Annotated in this window: 10 protein-coding genes; 8 read left to right on the top strand and 2 right to left on the bottom strand. The window is 69.9% G+C overall.

Annotation, left to right across the window (positions count from 1 at the left end; genetic code table 11):
* The first annotated feature begins 75 nt into the window (after positions 1-75).
* The 8 genes from OG446_RS11420 to OG446_RS11385 all read left to right on the top strand — a co-directional run bounded on the left by OG446_RS11420 (position 76) and on the right by OG446_RS11385 (position 11783).
* Complete coding sequence (locus OG446_RS11420; RefSeq protein ID WP_328893925.1) at positions 76-4143, top strand: Rne/Rng family ribonuclease; 4068 nt, start codon at positions 76-78, stop codon at positions 4141-4143.
* Between the two features lie 139 nt (positions 4144-4282).
* Complete coding sequence (galU, locus tag OG446_RS11415; protein ID WP_328893924.1) at positions 4283-5173, top strand: UTP--glucose-1-phosphate uridylyltransferase GalU; 891 nt, start codon at positions 4283-4285, stop codon at positions 5171-5173.
* Between the two features lie 68 nt (positions 5174-5241).
* Complete coding sequence (locus tag OG446_RS11410; protein ID WP_328893923.1) at positions 5242-5994, top strand: phosphocholine cytidylyltransferase family protein; 753 nt, start codon at positions 5242-5244, stop codon at positions 5992-5994.
* Positions 5982-7043, top strand: coding sequence for an iron-containing alcohol dehydrogenase family protein (locus OG446_RS11405; protein WP_328893922.1), 1062 nt, complete (start codon positions 5982-5984; stop codon positions 7041-7043). The genes OG446_RS11410 and OG446_RS11405 overlap by 13 nt, the downstream gene beginning before the upstream one ends.
* Before the next feature lie 209 nt (positions 7044-7252).
* Complete coding sequence (gene rplU / locus OG446_RS11400) at positions 7253-7573, top strand: 50S ribosomal protein L21 (protein WP_018551604.1); 321 nt, start codon at positions 7253-7255, stop codon at positions 7571-7573.
* Between the two features lie 14 nt (positions 7574-7587).
* Positions 7588-7845 carry a 50S ribosomal protein L27 gene (gene rpmA, locus OG446_RS11395; RefSeq protein WP_018103204.1) on the top strand — a complete coding sequence of 86 codons (258 nt, stop codon included), beginning with the start codon at positions 7588-7590 and terminating at the stop codon, positions 7843-7845.
* A 141-nt stretch (positions 7846-7986) separates the two neighbouring features.
* Positions 7987-9426 carry a GTPase ObgE gene (obgE, locus tag OG446_RS11390; protein WP_328893921.1) on the top strand — a complete coding sequence of 480 codons (1440 nt, stop codon included), beginning with the start codon at positions 7987-7989 and terminating at the stop codon, positions 9424-9426.
* A gap of 326 nt (positions 9427-9752) precedes the next feature.
* On the top strand, positions 9753-11783 hold the full coding sequence (locus OG446_RS11385) for a glycosyltransferase (protein ID WP_328893920.1): 2031 nt from the start codon (positions 9753-9755) through the stop codon (positions 11781-11783).
* A gap of 96 nt (positions 11784-11879) precedes the next feature.
* Here the strand turns inward: OG446_RS11385 and OG446_RS11380 are convergent, their stop codons facing one another.
* The gene (locus OG446_RS11380; protein ID WP_328893919.1) at positions 11880-15449 is read right to left on the bottom strand and encodes a CDP-glycerol glycerophosphotransferase family protein; all 3570 of its coding nucleotides are present in this window, start codon (positions 15447-15449) and stop codon (positions 11880-11882) included.
* A 22-nt stretch (positions 15450-15471) separates the two neighbouring features.
* Complete coding sequence (locus OG446_RS11375) at positions 15472-17703, bottom strand: bifunctional glycosyltransferase/CDP-glycerol:glycerophosphate glycerophosphotransferase (RefSeq protein WP_328893918.1); 2232 nt, start codon at positions 17701-17703, stop codon at positions 15472-15474.
* Positions 17704-17746: the final 43 nt, after the last annotated feature.

Genomic DNA, 17746 nt, shown 5'->3' with positions numbered 1-17746 from the left:
CCGCGTACCTCATGCGGACCGTGCCGGACCGGAATCAGACGCGGCGCCCGGGAGCCCGACGGGAGAACCGCCCGCATGCCTCAGCCCACCGAACCCGGCACGGCCGGGAACGCAGAAGACAGCAACACCCCCGGGGACAAGCTGCCGCCGCGCCGCAGGCGCCGCGCGGCATCCCGCCCGGCGGGCCCGCCGACCGCGGGCGCGCAGGCCGCAGCCGAGGCTTCGGCCATACCGGCCGTTGACGCCGGAGTGTCGGAGAACAGCACCGAGAGCGCCGCCGAGGCCGCGCCGCCCGTCCGTGCGCGCCGCCGCGCCGTCCGCAAGGCGACGGCCCCTGCCGGTGCGCCGCAGGCCGCCGAGACCGTGGAGGTCGTGGAGCCGGTTGTCGCGGCTGCCGAGCCGGTCGAGGAAGAGGTCGTGGAGCCGGTTGAGGCGCCGCGTGCGCGTCGTCGTGCGTCCCGCAAGGCGACGGCCCCTGCCGGTGCGCCGCAGGCCGCCGAGACCGTGGAGGTCGTGGAGCCGGTTGTCGCGGCTGCCGAGCCGGTCGAGGAAGAGGTCGTGGAGCCCGTTGAGGCGCCGCGTGCGCGTCGTCGTGCGTCCCGCAAGGCGACCGCCCCCGCCGGTGCGCCGCAGGCCGCCGAGGTGGCCGAGATCGTCGAGGAGGCCGTCGCGGCCGAGGCCGTCGAGCCCGCCGCGACCGAGCCCGCCGTGACCGAGGCGCCGCGTGGCCGTACCCGGCGCAGGGCCTCCGCCCCCGCCGGTGCGCCGCAGGCCGCCCGGACCGAAGCGGTCGTGGAGCCGGTCGTCGCGGCTGCCGAGCCGGTCGAGCCGGCCGAGGAGGAGCCCGCGGAGCCGGTCGAGGCCCCGCGTGGCCGCCGCCGTGCCTCCCGCAAGGCGACCTCTCCCGCGGGTGCCCCGCAGGTGACGGAAGCCGTCGAGGAGCGCGACGGGAACCAGACGGGCGAGAGCCTGCCCGAGGCAGCCGTTGAGGAGCTGGCCGCCGAGACCGCCGAGGTCGAGGAGGCCGCCCCGCGCGGCCGTCAGCGTCGCCGCGCCACCGCCGCCGCGGGCCGGCCCGAGTTCACCGGCAAGGTCGAGGAGCCCGCGCGCAGGAGCCGCCGGGCCGAGCGCCCCGCCGTCGCCGTGTTCCAGGCGCCGGTCTTCGCCGAGCCGATGTTCCAGACCCCGGAGACCGCTGCCGCCGCAGCCGCCGCCCAGCCCCCCGTCGCGCATGACGAGGAGTTCGAGGACGAGACCGTGACGGTGGAGGAGCAGGCCATCGCCCCCGCCGAGCCGGCCGCTCCCGCCGAGGCCGCGCCGCAGGGCGGTTCGCGTCGCCGTCGTCGTCGCCGCGGTGAGGCCGCCGAGGCCGAGCCCGTCGCCGCGCCCGCCCCGGCCGCTCCGGTCCAGGAGCAGGCCGAGGACGAGCAGGAGCCTTCGAACGAGAGCGACGCCGAGCAGGACGGGGAGGAGACCGACGAGTACGGCGACCGTCCGTCGCGCCGCCGTCGTCGCGGTGGCCGTCGCCGCCGCCGTGGCGAGTCCGCAGAGGACGACGCCGCCGAGCAGCACGCCGACGACTCCGCCGACCACTCCGAGGACGAGCACGAGCGTGCTCAGGAGTCCGAGGACGAGGGCGACGACGAGCAGGACGACAACGACTCCGGTGCCTCCGGATCGAGCAGCAGCCGCCGGCGCCGTCGCCGGCGCCGCCGCAGCGGTGACTCCGCGTCCGACGCCGAGAACGGCACGGACGACCCGGAGCGCACGGTCGTCAAGGTCCGTGAGCCCCGCAAGAAGGAGGCCGAGCGCGAGCCCGGCACCGGCTTCGACGAGGTCCAGTCCATCAAGGGCTCGACCCGCATGGAGGCGAAGAAGCAGCGCCGCCGTGAGGGACGCGAGCAGGGCCGCCGCCGGGTGCCGATCATCACCGAGGCGGAGTTCCTCGCCCGCCGCGAGGCCGTCGAGCGCGTCATGGTCGTCCGCCAGAACGGTGAGCGCACCCAGATCGGCGTCCTCGAGGACAATGTGCTCGTCGAGCACTACGTCAACAAGGAGCAGGCCACCAGCTACGTCGGCAACGTCTACCTGGGCAAGGTCCAGAACGTCCTGCCGTCGATGGAGGCCGCCTTCGTCGACATCGGCAAGGGCCGCAACGCCGTCCTGTACGCCGGTGAGGTCAACTTCGAGGCGCTCGGCATGGCCCACGGGCCGCGCCGTATCGAGACCGCGCTCAAGTCCGGCCAGTCAGTCCTCGTCCAGGTGACGAAGGACCCGATCGGCCACAAGGGCGCCCGCCTGACCAGCCAGGTCTCGCTGCCCGGCCGCTACCTGGTCTACGTGCCCGAGGGCTCGATGACGGGGATCAGCCGCAAGCTGCCCGACACCGAGCGCGCCCGGCTCAAGACCATCCTCAAGAAGATCGTTCCCGAGGACGCGGGCGTCATCGTCCGCACCGCCGCGGAGGGCGCGAGCGAGGACGAGCTGCGCCGTGACGTGGAGCGGCTGCAGCAGCAGTGGGAGGAGATCCAGAAGAAGTCGAAGAGCAGCGGCAGCTCCAACGCGCCGACGCTTCTCTACGGCGAGCCGGACATGACCGTCCGGGTCGTCCGCGACATCTTCAACGAGGACTTCTCCAAGGTCATCGTCAGCGGTGACGACGCGTGGGAGACCATCTACGGCTACGTCTCGCACGTGGCGCCCGACCTGACGGACCGGCTGTCGCGGTGGACCTCCGAGGTCGACATCTTCGCGACGTACCGGATCGACGAGCAGCTCATGAAGGCGCTGGATCGCAAGGTCTACCTGCCGAGTGGCGGCTCGCTGGTGATCGACAAGACCGAGGCGATGGTCGTCGTCGACGTCAACACCGGCAAGTTCACCGGTCAGGGCGGCAACCTCGAGGAGACCGTCACCAAGAACAACCTGGAGGCGGCCGAGGAGATCGTGCGCCAGCTGCGGCTGCGCGACCTCGGTGGCATCGTCGTCGTCGACTTCATCGACATGGTGCTGGAGTCCAACCGGGACCTGGTGCTGCGGCGTCTGCTGGAGTGCCTGGGACGCGACCGTACGAAGCACCAGGTCGCCGAGGTCACCTCGCTGGGCCTGGTCCAGATGACCCGTAAGCGGGTCGGCCAGGGTCTGCTGGAGTCCTTCTCCGAGACCTGTGTCCACTGCAACGGGCGCGGCGTGATCGTGCACATGGAGCAGCCCACCTCGATCGGTGGCGGCGGCAGCGGCAAGCGTTCCAAGAAGCGCCGCGGCGGCTCGGGCCAGGACCACGAGCACGACCACGAGCACGTCTCCGAGACGGACACCGACGTCGAGACCGAGGCGGAGGTGGCCGCGGAGATCGCCGCTCCGCTGGCGCTTCCCGAGCCGGAGTTCGTCCCGGACGAGGAGCTGTACAGCAGCCCGGCCGAGGCCGAGGCGGCAGCCGGGCGCGGCCGTGGCCGTCGCCGGGCCACGCGTAAGGCGACGGCCCCGGCCGGTGCCCCGAGGTCCGCGTCCGCCCCGGCCCCGGTGGCCGAGCCGGTCGTGGCGCCGGAGCCCGTCGTGGAGCCGGAGCCGGTCGTCGCACCGGAGCCGGTTGCCGAGGCCCCGGCCGAGGCGCCGCAGGGCCGTACGCGCCGTCGGGCGACCCGCAAGGCGACCGCCCCGGCGGGTTCGCCGGCCCCGGCGGCCGAGCCCGCCCCGGTCGTCGAGCCGGCCCCGGCGGCCGAGCCCGTCGCCGAGGAGCCGGTGTCCGACGCCGACCCGGTTGCCGCGGAGGACCCGGTCGTCGAGGCACCGCACGTCGAGGCCTCTGCCGAGGAGCCGGCGGCACCGCCGCGTGCCCGGCGCCGGGTGACCCGTAAGGTCACCGCACCCGCGGGTTCCCCCGCAGGTGCCGAGGAGGCCGCTGTCGTCGTGGTGACGGGCGCCGAGCCGGAGTCCGCCCCCGAGGCCGACGCCGAACCGGCACCGGCCAAGAAGGCGGCCCGCAAGACCGCGAAGAAGGCCACGGCCAAGAAGGCGGCCGTCAAGAAGACGGCGGCCAAGAAGACCGTCGCGAAGAAGACGACGGCCAAGAAGGCGGCGAAGAAGACGGTGGCGGCCGAGCAGTCGTCGTCCGCCGTCACCGCTTCGGCCGACGAGGCCTGACCCACCTGGGGCCTGTGCCTGACCGGCACGGGCCCCGGCACCGCGCGCGACGCAGTCGGGCCGGTCCCTCCACGGGGCCGGCCGGCTGCGTTCCGGCGCCCGGCCGGTCCCCGTAACCCCACACGGAAGCTCTTCCCACATGCGCAAGATCCAGAAGGCCGTCATACCTGCCGCCGGGCTCGGTACCCGGTTCCTGCCGGCGACGAAAGCCACTCCCAAGGAGATGCTTCCGGTCGTCGACAAGCCGGCGATCCAGTACGTCGTGGAGGAGGCCGCCGCCGCGGGGCTGAACGACGTGCTGATGATCACCGGGCGCAACAAGCGGGCCCTGGAGGACCACTTCGACCGGAACTACGAGCTGGAGTCGGCGCTGACCCGCAAGGGCGACGACGAACGGCTGGTCCGGGTCCAGGAGTCCAGTGAACTGGCGACCATGCACTACGTCCGGCAGGGCGACCCGAAGGGCCTCGGCCACGCCGTTCTGTGCGCGGAGCCGCACGTCGGTTCCGAGCCCTTCGCCGTCCTGCTCGGCGACGACCTGATCGACCCGCGCGATCCGCTGCTGGCCCGCATGACCGAGATCCAGGAGCGTGAGGGCGGCAGCGTCGTCGCGCTGATGGAGGTCGCTCCCGAACAGATCCATCTGTACGGATGCGCCGCCGTGGAGGCCACGCCCGAGGGCGACGTCGTCCGGGTCACCGGACTGGTCGAGAAGCCGGAAGCGGGCGACGCCCCCAGCAATCTCGCCGTCATCGGACGCTATGTCCTGGACCCGGCCGTCTTCGGCGTGCTGCGGGACACGGAGCCGGGCCGGGGCGGCGAGATCCAGCTGACCGACGCACTGCAGCAGCTGGCCGCCGACGAGAAGCTCGGCGGTCCGGTGCACGGTGTCGTCTTCCGGGGCCGCCGGTACGACACCGGTGACCGGGGCGACTACCTGCGGGCCATCGTCAGACTGGCCTGCGAGCGCGAGGACCTGGGGCCGGACTTCCGGACCTGGCTGCGCGACTTCGTGGCCACCGAGCTCTGAGCCGCGGCTGCCCCTCACACACTCCACCCGAGACACCCGCACCGCATCAAGGACCAAGGAGAACCCTCATGATCGGCATGATTCTGGCGGCCGGCGCAGGCCGTCGTCTGCGCCCCTACACCGACACGCTTCCCAAGGCCCTGGTGCCGGTCGGTCCCGAGGGGGACGAGGAGAGCCTGACCGTCGTCGACCTGACGCTCGGCAACTTCGCCGAGGTCGGCCTGACCGACGTCGCCATCATCGTGGGCTACCGCAAGGAGGCCCTGTACGAGCGCAAGGCCGCCCTTGAGGCGAAGTACGGCGTGACCCTCACGCTGATCGACAACGACAAGGCCGAGGAGTGGAACAACGCCTACTCCCTCTGGTGCGGCCGTGACGCCCTCAAGGACGGCGTGATCCTCGCCAACGGCGACACCGTGCACCCCGTCTCCGTCGAGAAGACGCTGCTCGCCGCCCGCGGCGAGGGCAAGAAGATCATCCTCGCCCTCGACACGGTGAAGCAGCTGGCGGACGAGGAGATGAAGGTCGTCGTCGACCCCGACAAGGGTGTGCAGCGGATCACGAAGCTGATGGACCCCGCCGAGGCCACCGGTGAGTACATCGGTGTCACCCTCATCGAGGGCGACGCGGCCGAGGAGCTGGCCGACGCGCTGAAGACCACGTTCGAGCGCGACCCGGACCTCTACTACGAGGACGGCTACCAGGAGCTCGTCAACCGCGGCTTCAAGGTCGACGTGGAGCCGATCGGCGACGTCAAGTGGGTCGAGATCGACAACCACGAGGACCTGGCCAAGGGCAGGACCATCGCGTGCCAGTACTGACCCGGCTGATCCCCGCACCGGTCGTCGTCGACATCCGGGCCGGTGCTCTGTCCGATCTGGCGGGTGTCCTCGCCGATCAGCGGATCTCCGGCTCGGGCAAACTGGCGATCGCGATCAGCGGGGGTTCCGGACGGGCGCTGCGGGAGCGGCTCTCGGACAGCCTGCCGGGTGCTTCCTGGTTCGAGGTGGGCGGCGGCACGCTGGATGACGCCGTCAAGCTCGCCGAGGCCATGAAGTCCGGCCGGTACGACGCCGTCGTCGGGCTCGGCGGCGGCAAGATCATCGACTGTGCGAAGTTCGCCGCGGCGCGCGTCGGGCTGCCGCTGGTCGCCGTGGCGACGAACCTGTCCCACGACGGTCTGTGCTCACCGGTGGCCACGCTGGACAACGACGCGGGCCGCGGCTCGTACGGTGTCCCGAACCCGATCGCCGTCGTCATCGACCTCGACATCATCCGTGAGGCACCGGTCCGTTTCGTGCGGTCCGGGATCGGTGACGCGCTCTCGAACATCTCCGCCGTCGCGGACTGGGAGCTCGCCCACCGGGTCAACGGCGAGGACATCGACGGACTGGCCGCCGCGATGGCCCGGCAGGCCGGCGAGGCCGTGCTGCGCCATCCCGGGGCCCTGGGTGACGACGCCTTCCTCCAGGTGCTGGCCGAGGGGCTGGTGCTGACCGGCATCTCGATGTCGGTGGCGGGGGACAGCCGTCCCGCGTCGGGCGCCTGCCACGAGATCAACCACGCCTTCGACCTGCTCTTCCCCAAGCGCGCCGCGAGCCACGGTGAGCAGTGCGGTCTGGGCGCGGCGTTCGCGATGCACCTGCGGGGCGCGTGCCAGGAGTCCGTACGGATGGCCGAGGCGCTGCGGCGTCACGGCCTGCCGGTCACGGCGGAGGAGATGGGGTTCAGCGCGGAGGAGTTCGTCCAGGTGGTCGGCTTCGCCCCCCGGACCAGGCCGGGCCGCTACACGATCCTGGAGCATCTGGACCTGTCCCCGGACGGGATCCGGGACGCCTACGCGGAGTACACCGGGGCCGTCGAAGCCTGAGGCCGGGCCCCGGAAAGGGGCCCGGTTTGACCGGGCTGTACAGGTCCCCGTAATCTTGACCGTCGGCGTTTGTTTCGCCACACCTCTGAGCACTGACCTCCCGCTCGTTCGGGAGAGGCCGCTCGTCCAATCCGGATCATCACGGGTCCCCGGACCCGTGTGGGCGGCTGGCTTCAGGGGTTTCGTCTTCGAGTGAGAGTGAGATCCGCGTGTACGCCATCGTGCGCAGCGGTGGTCGCCAGCACAAGGTTGCTGTCGGCGACATCGTTGAGGTTGACAAGATTCCCACCGCCAAGGTTGGCGACACGGTAGAGCTCTCTACCCTGCTCGTTGTCGACGGCGACGCCGTGACCAGCGACCCGTGGGTGCTTGACGGCATCAAGGTCCAGGCCGAGATTGTGGACCACCACAAGGGCGCGAAGATCGACATCCTTCGCTACAAGAACAAGACCGGCTACCGCCGTCGCCAGGGTCACCGCCAGCAGTACACGGCGATCAAGGTCACCGGTATCCCCGCGGCTGCGAAGTAAGGGACTGAGGAGACATGGCACACAAGAAGGGCGCATCGTCCACCCGGAACGGGCGCGATTCCAATGCTCAGCGGCTCGGCGTGAAGCGCTTCGGCGGTCAGGCCGTCAACGCCGGTGAGATCCTGGTCCGCCAGCGCGGCACCCACTTCCACCCGGGCACGGGCGTCGGCCGTGGCGGCGACGACACGCTGTTCGCCCTCGCCGCCGGTGCGGTCGAGTTCGGCACGCACCGTGGCCGCAAGGTCGTGAACATCGTTCCGATCGCCGGCTGATTTTCGGCGCTCGTCGAGCGGTATGACGTGGAGGCGGACCTCACTTCCTGATACGGGAAGTGGGTCCGCCTTTCGCGTGTTGCTCCTACAGGGGCGCACGAGCGAGACATTTCTGCATGTATGTAACTGGAGGTTCCACCCATGACCACCTTCGTGGACCGCGTCGAACTGCATGTCGCCGCGGGTAACGGAGGCCACGGCTGTGCCTCCGTTCACCGTGAGAAGTTCAAGCCGCTCGGCGGCCCGGACGGCGGCAACGGCGGCCGTGGCGGCGACGTGACCCTGATCGTCGATCAGGCGGTCACCACGCTCCTCGACTACCACCACCACCCCCACCGCAAGGCCACCAACGGCCAGCCCGGCGCCGGCGACAACCGCACCGGCAAGGAGGGCCAGGACCTGGTCCTGCCCGTGCCGGACGGCACCGTCGTCCTCGACAGCGCGGGCAACGTGCTGGCCGACCTCGTCGGCCAGGGCACGATGTTCATCGCCGGCCAGGGCGGCCGCGGCGGCCTCGGCAACGGCGCACTGGCCTCCGCCCGCCGCAAGGCCCCCGGCTTCGCGCTGCTCGGCGAGCCCGGTGAGGCCCGGGACGTCGTCCTGGAGCTGAAGACCGTCGCCGACGTGGCGCTCGTCGGCTACCCGAGCGCGGGCAAGTCCTCGCTGATCTCGGTCCTGTCGGCCGCCAAGCCGAAGATCGCCGACTATCCCTTCACGACCCTCGTCCCGAACCTGGGCGTGGTCACCGCGGGCAGCACCGTCTACACCATCGCCGACGTACCGGGCCTGATCCCGGGCGCCAGCCAGGGCAAGGGCCTCGGCCTGGAGTTCCTGCGGCACGTCGAGCGCTGCTCGGTACTCGTCCACGTACTGGACACGGCGACGCTGGAGTCCGACCGTGACCCGGTCTCCGACCTCGACATGATCGAGGAGGAGCTGAAGCTGTACGGGGGTCTGGAGGACCGGCCCCGTATCGTCGTGCTCAACAAGATCGACATCCCGGACGGCCAGGACCTCGCGGACATGATCCGTCCCGAGCTGGAAGCGCGCGGCTACCGCGTCTTCGAGGCGTCGGCGGTCGCCCGTACCGGCCTCAAGGAGCTCTCCTTCGCGCTGGCCAAGGTCATCGCCGAGGCGCGTGCCGCCAAGCCCGTGGAGGAGGCCACCCGCATCGTCATCCGGCCCAAGGCCGTGGACGACGCCGGGTTCACCGTGGTCCTGGAGGACGACGGCATCTACCGGGTGCGCGGCGAGAAGCCGGAGCGCTGGGTGCGCCAGACCGACTTCAACAACGACGAGGCCGTCGGCTACCTCGCGGACCGGCTGAACCGGCTGGGCGTCGAGGACGAGCTGCGCAAGGCCGGTGCCAGGGCCGGCGACGGTGTGGCCATCGGTGCCGAGGACAACGCCGTGGTCTTCGACTGGGAGCCGACGGTGACGGCCGGTGCGGAGATGCTCGGCCGCCGCGGTGAGGACCACCGACTGGAGGAGCCGCGTCCGGCAGCGCAGCGCCGTCGTGACCGCGAGGAAGAGCGCGACGACGTCAGCAAGGAGTACCAGGAGTTCGATCCGTTCGCGTAGGACGGATGTGTGAGGGGCGTGTCCCCGTGCCGGGAAGCCGGTACGGGGACACGCCCCTTTCGCTGGGCCGGGCGATTGGGCGGGTGAAAATAGACGGAGCGGGTGAAAAAGTGGATTCGGTACGGCATCGTCGTGTCCGTCCGCTCTGTTCAAGGCTCGATAAACTCTTACTCCGAACACAACCCTGTGCCCTTCCTGTCCGTCTTCCTTGTGCGAGGACAGGGCCTGCCCTCGCACATCCGAGGGGGTAGGGGAAACGTGAAGACGTTCGTCACGCGAGGCCGCCCGGGGTTTGCCGCGAGCCGCGGCCCAGCCGAAAGACGCAAGTGAAGATTTCATTTCTGGTGCGCGACCTCTGCCACATGGGCGGAGTGGTCAGTGCCACGCAGAACCTGGCGGGCGCGCTTGCGGCCCGGCACGAGGTGGAGATCATCGCCCTCCGCAAGGTGCGGGACGAGTCCTACTTCCCGCTCGACCCGCGGGTTTCCGTGCGCGCGCTGACCGATCTGCGCAAGCACTCGCCGACATCGGACCTGGACGACCCACTGACCGAGGTCTTCCCCAAGGTCTACCCCTGCGACCCGGCGGAGAAGAAGCCGGTGGTCAGCCGTCTGGCCGAGCTGCGGCTGCTCGAATTCCTCGCGACCACGGACGCCGACGTCGTGGTGAGCTCGAGTCCGCGGCTCACGATCATGCTCTCGTACGCCGAGGGTGACTACCTGCGGGTCACGCAGGAGCACTCGATGCCCTCGATCTACGCGAAGTACTACCAGGGCCGGCTGTTCAAGGCGTACCACTCGCTGGACGCGCTCACCGCGCTGACGCCCGAAGAGGTCGAGAGCATCGGCAAGTTGGTGCCGGGCGTACGCAACCGGCTGGCCGTCATGCCGAACTGCGTGCCCGCCGCCCCCGTGCAGTCCAAGAGCACCAACAAGGTCGTCATCGCGGCCGGTCTCCTCAAGGAGAACAAGAACTTCGCGGCGGTCATCGAGGCCTTCGCCACCGTCGTGGCCAAGCGCCCCGACTGGCGGCTGCGGATCTACGGCGGCGGCACCGAGAAGGCGAATCTGCGCAAGCAGATCGAGAGCCTCGGCCTGCACAACGCCGTGACGCTGATGGGCCCGGCCGCCCCGGTCGCACCGGAGTTCAGCAAGGGCTCGATCTTCGTACTCCCCTCCAAGCGGGAGGCGTTCGGCAATGTGATCGTCGAGGCGATGGCGGCCGGTCTGCCCGTCGTCAGCACCGACGCCCACCACGGCCCGCGCAACATCATCACCCACGGCGAGGACGGGCTCATCGTCCCGCGCGGCGACACCCCCGCCATGGCCGACGCCGTCCTCGAACTGGTCGAGGACGACGAGCGCCGCAGGCGCATGGGCGAGGCGGCGGTGCGCAACGCGGTGCGCTTCCACGAGCCGGCCAGCTGTGCGCGCTTCGAGGCGATCCTGCACGACGCGTTCGTCCGCCGGGCGCTGCCCACGACCGCCACCGCGCAGGTGGACGCGGTGGGCTCGGTCCACATCGACGTCGGCACGCTGCCGGCGGAGGCCCACGGTGCCGAGATCGCCTGCCGCCGGATCGGGCGGGAACCGGCCGAGGAACGCTTCGCGATCGAGCCCGATGGCAGCGCGGTGGTGCCCTGGCGCGGCGGACTGCCGGAAGGAATCTGGGAGTTGTCCGTCCGTACGGCCGCAGGACACGAGGTGCCGCTGACGGTGGACGGCTACGGGTGCGACGTACGTGAGCTGCTGAACGTGCCGCTGCCCCGCGGGAACGGGGGGCCCGCCATGGAGCTCCTGCTGCCGCACCGGGGGGAGGACGGCCGCCTCCGGATCCGGAGCGTGGTGCGCGACGCGCATGTGGAGGTGGACGCGCTGACCGTCGGTGGCGACGTCTTCGAGCTGCAGGCGGACTGCTGGGGTGCCGACCTCGGTCCGGGCGCTGTCCTGGAGGTCGTGAACCGCAGGGCGAAGGAGCGGGTGCTGACCGTCCCCGCGTCGGCCACGGAAGGCAACCGGTTCGTGTCCCGCGTCGACTTCGGCCTGTTGGTCGGGGAGCACACGGGGCCCGAACAGATCTGGGACGTGTGGCTGCGGCCCGGCGGAGACGTCGAGCGGATCGCCGTGGGCAAGCTGGCCACGGACGTGCTGGCGCCGATCGGTGTGTTCACCTACCCCCGTCCGGTGGTCACCGTCTCGACGCCGCCCAGGCCGAGCCTGCTGTCCAAGGTCAACCGCCGCGTGGCCAGGAAGCTGGGAATCGGACGCCCCACGCCGGCGCCTGCGCCGGTGAAGGTGGAGATCCGCCCCTACTTCACTGCCTTCTCGCAGTTCGCCTTCAAAACGGTCGACCTGTAGGACGGCCGCCTGACCGGCGGCGCGAACGAAGGACGAAACGGGGCTGCCCCGGCCGTAAGGCCGGGGCAGCCCCGTTTCGTCCTGTCATACCGGGCTTCAGTGCCCTTCGGCCGCCTGCTCCAGCATGCGGTCGATGACGCGCTGCGAGGCGTTGCCGTCGTCGAGGTCGCAGAACAGCTCGTGGAAGCGGTCGAACCGGTCCTTGTACTCCGCCGACAGCACGTCGATGTCACGGATGGAGCTGATCAGCTCCTCGGACGTGCGGACCAGCGGCCCGGGGGAGTCCTTCTCGAAGTCGAAGTAGAACCCGCGCAGGGTGTCGCGGTAGTGCTCCAGGTCGTACGTGAAGAAGAGCATCGGCCGCTTGAGGTGGGCGTAGTCGAACATCACCGACGAGTAGTCGGTGATCATGATGTCCGAGGCCAGGTAGAGATCCGCGATGTCCGGGTACTCGGAGACGTCCCACACGAATCCGTTGCCCGCGCCCGGTACCGCGTCCACCACGTTGGAATGGCGGCGGATCAGGAGGACGTGGTCGTCGCCGAGGCGCCGACGGGCGTCCTCCAGGTCGATCTGCAGGTCGAACTTGTACTGCCCCGCGCTGTGCGACTGGTCGTCGCGCCAGGTCGGCGCGTACAGCACGACCTTCTTGTCGGCCGGCAGCCCGATCCGCTCCTTGACCTCGGCGGCCCGCTGTTCCCGGTCGGGGGAGTAGAGGTAGTCGTTCCGCGGGTAGCCCGCTTCCAGGATCTCCCCGTCGTACGAGAACGCGCGCTTGAGGATCGGCGTGCTGAAGCGGTTCGAGGAGACGATCATGCTCCAGTTCTTCGCCTCCAGCGCCAGCCGGTTCTGGTACTCCTTGTCGAAGTGCAGCGTGTCGATGTCATGCCCGATCTTCTTGAGCATGGTGCCGTGCCAGGTCTGCACGATGACCTGACCGGGGCGCCGCTCGACCCACTCCGGGAGGTGTCCGTTGGTCACGATGTAGCGGGACGTGGCCAGGGCCTCGAACCACTCGCGGCCCCACATCCGGACGACGTCCGTGGTCTCCGGGACGATGACCTGGCCGTCCCGTACGGCCCACAGGTGCTTGAGGTCGCTCCCGCGGCGGACCAGTTCCTCGTGCATGGCGCGGGGGCTGTCCGAGTACTGCTTGCCGTTGTAGCTGAGGTAGAAGACCTGGTCGCGCAGCGGCTCGTTGCGCAGGGGCTCGTAGACCTCGCGGCGCTGCTGGAGCAGACGGTACGGGCCCCGCTCCAGGTCGCTCAGTTCGCTGCGGCAGTTGAGCTGGGGGAAGTCGATCCAGCGCGCCTCCAGCCAGTAACGCCGTCCGTTCAGCACGGTGTGCAGCGGGAAGTCGGGGGCGACGAGCCGGTCGATGCAGAACGGGACGTCGGGGCCCTCCTGGCCGGGACGGCGCAGGAAGAAGTTCCAACGCCCGGCCTTCAGCGGGACATTGCCCGTGCCGCCCATGGTGGAGGGGTCGAACTCGGCCTCGAAGGAGCCGTCGGACAGCCACCGGGCGGAGACGATCCGCTCGTCGAAGCGGTTCGCCGACTTCACCAGGAAGTCGGAGCCGGTCAGCTTCGCATGGCTGCGTCCGGAGATGACGAGGTGACCGTCCCGGAGGGCGATCTTCTCGATCACCGCGCGGCGGGCGCGGCCGGAGATCTTCAGGTAGCCGTTGTTCCCGCCCACCAGCGCGACCTCGTTGCGTGCCGCCTGGGCACCGAGTGACTCGGGAAGCTCGAACTCGATGTCGGGCAGGCCCTCCTCGAGGACCGTGCTGAAACGGCGCTCCTTCTCGGCGGCGTCGGTGGCGACGAGAACGGTGCTCCAGCTGCGCTTGCGGGGCTGGGCGTGCTCGTCGACCGTCTCCCGGGTGACCAGGGCCACGTCGGTGACCGGGACCCGCACGGTGAACGGTGTCAGTTCGCCGGAGCGGGGCTCCAGGGCGACCGGGTAGTGGTTGACCTCCCCGCCCCTGTCGTTGCTGATCCGCAGCTTGACCGTCTCGTCACTGCCCAGCGGGACGCGGATCACACCGGTGATCTCCAGGTGGTCGCCGTCCAGGCGGCGGCCGGTGATCAGGGCCCGGACCTTCTCGATGCGCAGCTTGAAGGCGCTGCGCTCGATGACCGGGACCATCCGGAAGTCCTTGTCGAGCCACTGGTACGGCGGGTAGTCGGCGGCCGAACCGCTGATGGTCTCCACGCCTGCCTTGCGGACGAGGCCCGAGGTGAAGATCCCGACGCCGATGTGCCAGGTGCCCTCCTCCCACTCGTTGTTCTTGCGGAGCTTCGAGGGGTCGAGAGTGAACTCCCAGCCGGACCAGTCGTAGTTGTAGCGCTTCTGCCCGGAGTCGGTGGTGCGCTCCGGACGGTAGGCGTTCTTGGCCGACATGATCAGACGGCGGCGCGAACCGCCCTTGCGCAGCTGGATCACCTTCTTGGAGCTGCGCCGGGTCGGCAGGCCGATCTTGTCTATCCAGGCGTCACCGGCGAGCACGAGCTTGCCCCCCACCCACTGGGCGGAGCGCAGCGAGGTCCGCAGCGTCAGGTCCTGGTCGATGCGCAGGGCCGACTTCGGCAGGTTGATGCCGCTCTTCTCCAACGCGCCGAAGGTGGCGTACTTGCGCAGGCCGCCGGAGACCTCGATGGGCTCCTTGCGGCGCTGGTCCGCGAGCAGGGCTATGAGTTCCGGAATGGCGTGCTTGCGTACCAGCAGCCACTGCACCCGGAGCGGGGCCGGCAGGTCCATCACGATCTGGGGATCGACCTGCGACAGGAAGCGGTTGGTCGCTTCCAGGAACGCCTCGTGGAACTCGGCGTCCGTGTCGGGCAGCACGTTCAGGAAGAGCCGCAGATCGTCCTGGAGCACCCGGGCGTCGTATTCGCGCTTGTACCGGGCGAACTCGGGGCCCGGCCGGCCGGCGAGGAACGTGCTGACCGACGAGACGGCGGTGACGCGGTCCCGGATCGCCTGCGGCTCCTTGCGGCGCTGGGTGATCGAGGGCGCGGCCTCGCCCTCGCGCAGCCGCCAGTAGTAGACGGGCTCACCGATGATGTCGATGGCTTCGGCGAGGTAGTGCGCGGGCAGCACGACGGGAATGTCCTCGTGGAGGATTCCCTCGGGGAACGTGAAGGCGTGCTTCTCCCAGAACGTGCGCCGGAACACCTTGTTGCAGGCGATGCGGTCGGCGACCAGCTTCGGCACCTTCGAGATGTGGGTGCGCTTGCGGGCCTCACCGGCGAGCATCTTCAACAGCGGCACCTGCCAGGACCGCCGGCCCTTGAGGTGGAAGACGTTGCCGGTGGCGAAGTCGGAGCCCGTCTCGTCGAGGCTCTTCAGCATCAGCCGGTAGGCATCCGGAGGAATGACGTCGTCGCTGTCGACGAACGTCAGGTACTCGGAATCCGGCGAGATGTTCTCTATGCCGGTGTTGCGGGCTGCGCCGAGACCGGCGTTCTCCTTGCGTACCAGGGTGAAGCGCGGGTCACGAGCGGCGTACGAGGCCGCGATGGCGGCCGAGTCGTCGGGGGAACCGTCGTCGACCATGATGACTTCGAGGTCCTGGAAGGTCTGTGCCTCCAGGGAGTCGAGACATGCGGCCAGGTAGTGCTCGACGTTGTAGATCGGGACGATGACGCTGAGCCGAGAGGCCATGGCGTTCCGGATTCCTTTCGGTTCAGACCCGCTCGACACGTGCGAGCGCCTGGGTAGGGGAAGGTGCCGGCGTTCGCTCGGCAAGCGGTGTGACGGGGAGTGGTTCCTCTTCGCGGAGGAACACGGTGCGCACGACGCGTTCGGCCGCACGGCCGTCGTCGAAGTCGCAGAAGCGCTTACGGAACGCGGCCCGGAAGGCCGCGGACCGCTCGCTCCGCCATTCGTCGGAGCGGAGGATATCGGTGAGCTGCTCCTGGCTGGTGGCCACGGCCCCGGGAGGCTCGGCCATCAGGTCGAAGTAGCTGCCCCGGACGACCTTGTACGTGTCCCAGTCGTCGGCGAAGATCACGATCGGCCGGTCGAGGTTGGCGTAGTCGAACATGGCCGACGAGTAGTCGGTGATCATGGCGTCGGCCGCGAGGTAGAGCTCCTCCACGCACGGGTGTGCGGAGACGTCGATCACCCGGCCGCTGGCCTGGAGCTCGGCGAGCTTGCCGGTGGGCTTGTAGAAGTAGTGGCCGCGCACCAGCAGGGTGACGTCCGGGCCCAGCTCCTCGGCCAGCTTCGCGAGGTCGATCCGCGGGGAGAACTCCTTCTGGTACTCGCGGTGGGTCGGCGTGTACAGGAAGACCTTGGAGCCGTCCGCCGCACCGAGCTCGCGGCGGGCCCGCGCGACCTCCTCGGCCCCGGCGTTGATCAGGACGTCGTTGCGCGGGTAGCCGGTCTCCAGCGAGGTGTAGGAGCACGGGTAGACCCGCTCCCACACGGTGGTGGAGTGGCGGTTGGACGTGAGGCTGTAGTCCCAGCGGTCGCAGCGCCGGAGCAGATCCGCCATGTCCATGTTCGTGGAGGCCGGGTAGTCGGCCTGGTCGAGGCCCATCGTCTTCAGCGGGGTGCCGTGATGGGTCTGCAGGTGGATCTGGCCCTCGCGCTTGACCAGCGAGTCCGGGAAGTTCACGTTGTTGATGAAGTACGTGCCGCGGGCCAGTGCCGTCCAGTACTCGCGGGAGCCGACCACGGCCACCTCGACGCCCTTGGGCACCCGGCTCACATGCTCGGCGCGCACGGTCCAGACCCGGCGGATGTGCGGAGCCAGCCGGGCCAGTTCGGCGTCGATGGCCGCGGGGTTGCACGCGTAGCCTCGGCCCCAGTAGGCGGAGAAGACCGCGAGGTTCTCGTCCAGCGGCAGCCGCAGCTGGGACTGGTAGAGCATCCGCATCGCGGCCCGTTTGGCCCGGCCGATGCGCTTGGTGTTGCGCGCCCGGGCCCGGGTGCGCACCTGGTTCGCCCGGGTGACGCCGGTCAGTGCCGGATAGGAGTCCCTGCCGAGCATCGCGTACTTGTAACCGCGGGCACCGCCCGGGCGTTCGAATCCCTCGGGCAGGCGGCGGTTGTAGTCGGCTGCCGCGCGGTGGAAGAATTCGGCCCGTGCATTCTTGGGGAGGCGGCCCGGCTTCTCCAGCACCGTGAGGTAATGGTCGACCATTTTACGGAAAAGGGCAGGGCGCCAGGAATCGAATTCCGGATGCTCGTCCAGATAGGTGAATACGCGGTCGTACTGGTCGAATACATCGAAATGGTTGCGGCTGACGGTACCGAGGATGTTTCCGCCCTCGCGCCGCTGCCGGTAGAGCACGCAGACGCGGTCGAGCAGCGCGATGCTTTCCGCCGTGACCAGGGTCGTGTACGTCCAGGGAGCGTCCTCGTAGTACCCGGACGGGAAGCGGAACCCGTGCGCCTCGACGAAATCGCGACGGTAGGCCTTGTTCCACACGATCTGCAGCAGATCGAGCAGCCCGGGCCGCTCCGACAGGGGGAACACCGCGGGCCCGTCGCCGCCGAGGAGATCCGCCCGCTGGTTGGGCAGCAGCCGGCCGTCCCAGAAGCTGCGCGCGTAGTCGTAGACCAGGATGTCGGGGTCGTCGGTCGCGTCGAGGCGTCCGGCGATGCCGCTCAGCGAGCCGGGCGCCAGGGTGTCGTCACTGTCGAGGAAGAGCAGATAGTCGCCGGTCGCCCGTTCCATCCCGGCGTTACGGGCGCGGCCCAGCCCCACGTTCTCGGCCAGGTGGAGCACACGCACCCGGGGGTCGCGCTCCGCGTACTCGTCGAGGATGGCGCCGGAGCTGTCCGGCGAGCAGTCGTCCACGGCGACGACCTCGAAGTCGGTGAAGTCCTGCTGCAGCACGGAGTCGAGGCACTCCCGAACATACCCCTGCACGTTGTACGCAGGCACGATGAGTGTCAGTCGAGGCATCCTTCACCAGTCCAGAGAGCTGTCTGCAGGGTCTGTGCGCAGG

This window comes from Streptomyces sp. NBC_00236 (assembly GCF_036195045.1).
GTDB lineage: Bacteria > Actinomycetota > Actinomycetes > Streptomycetales > Streptomycetaceae > Streptomyces.
This window is presented reverse-complemented; position numbering and strand designations above follow the sequence as displayed.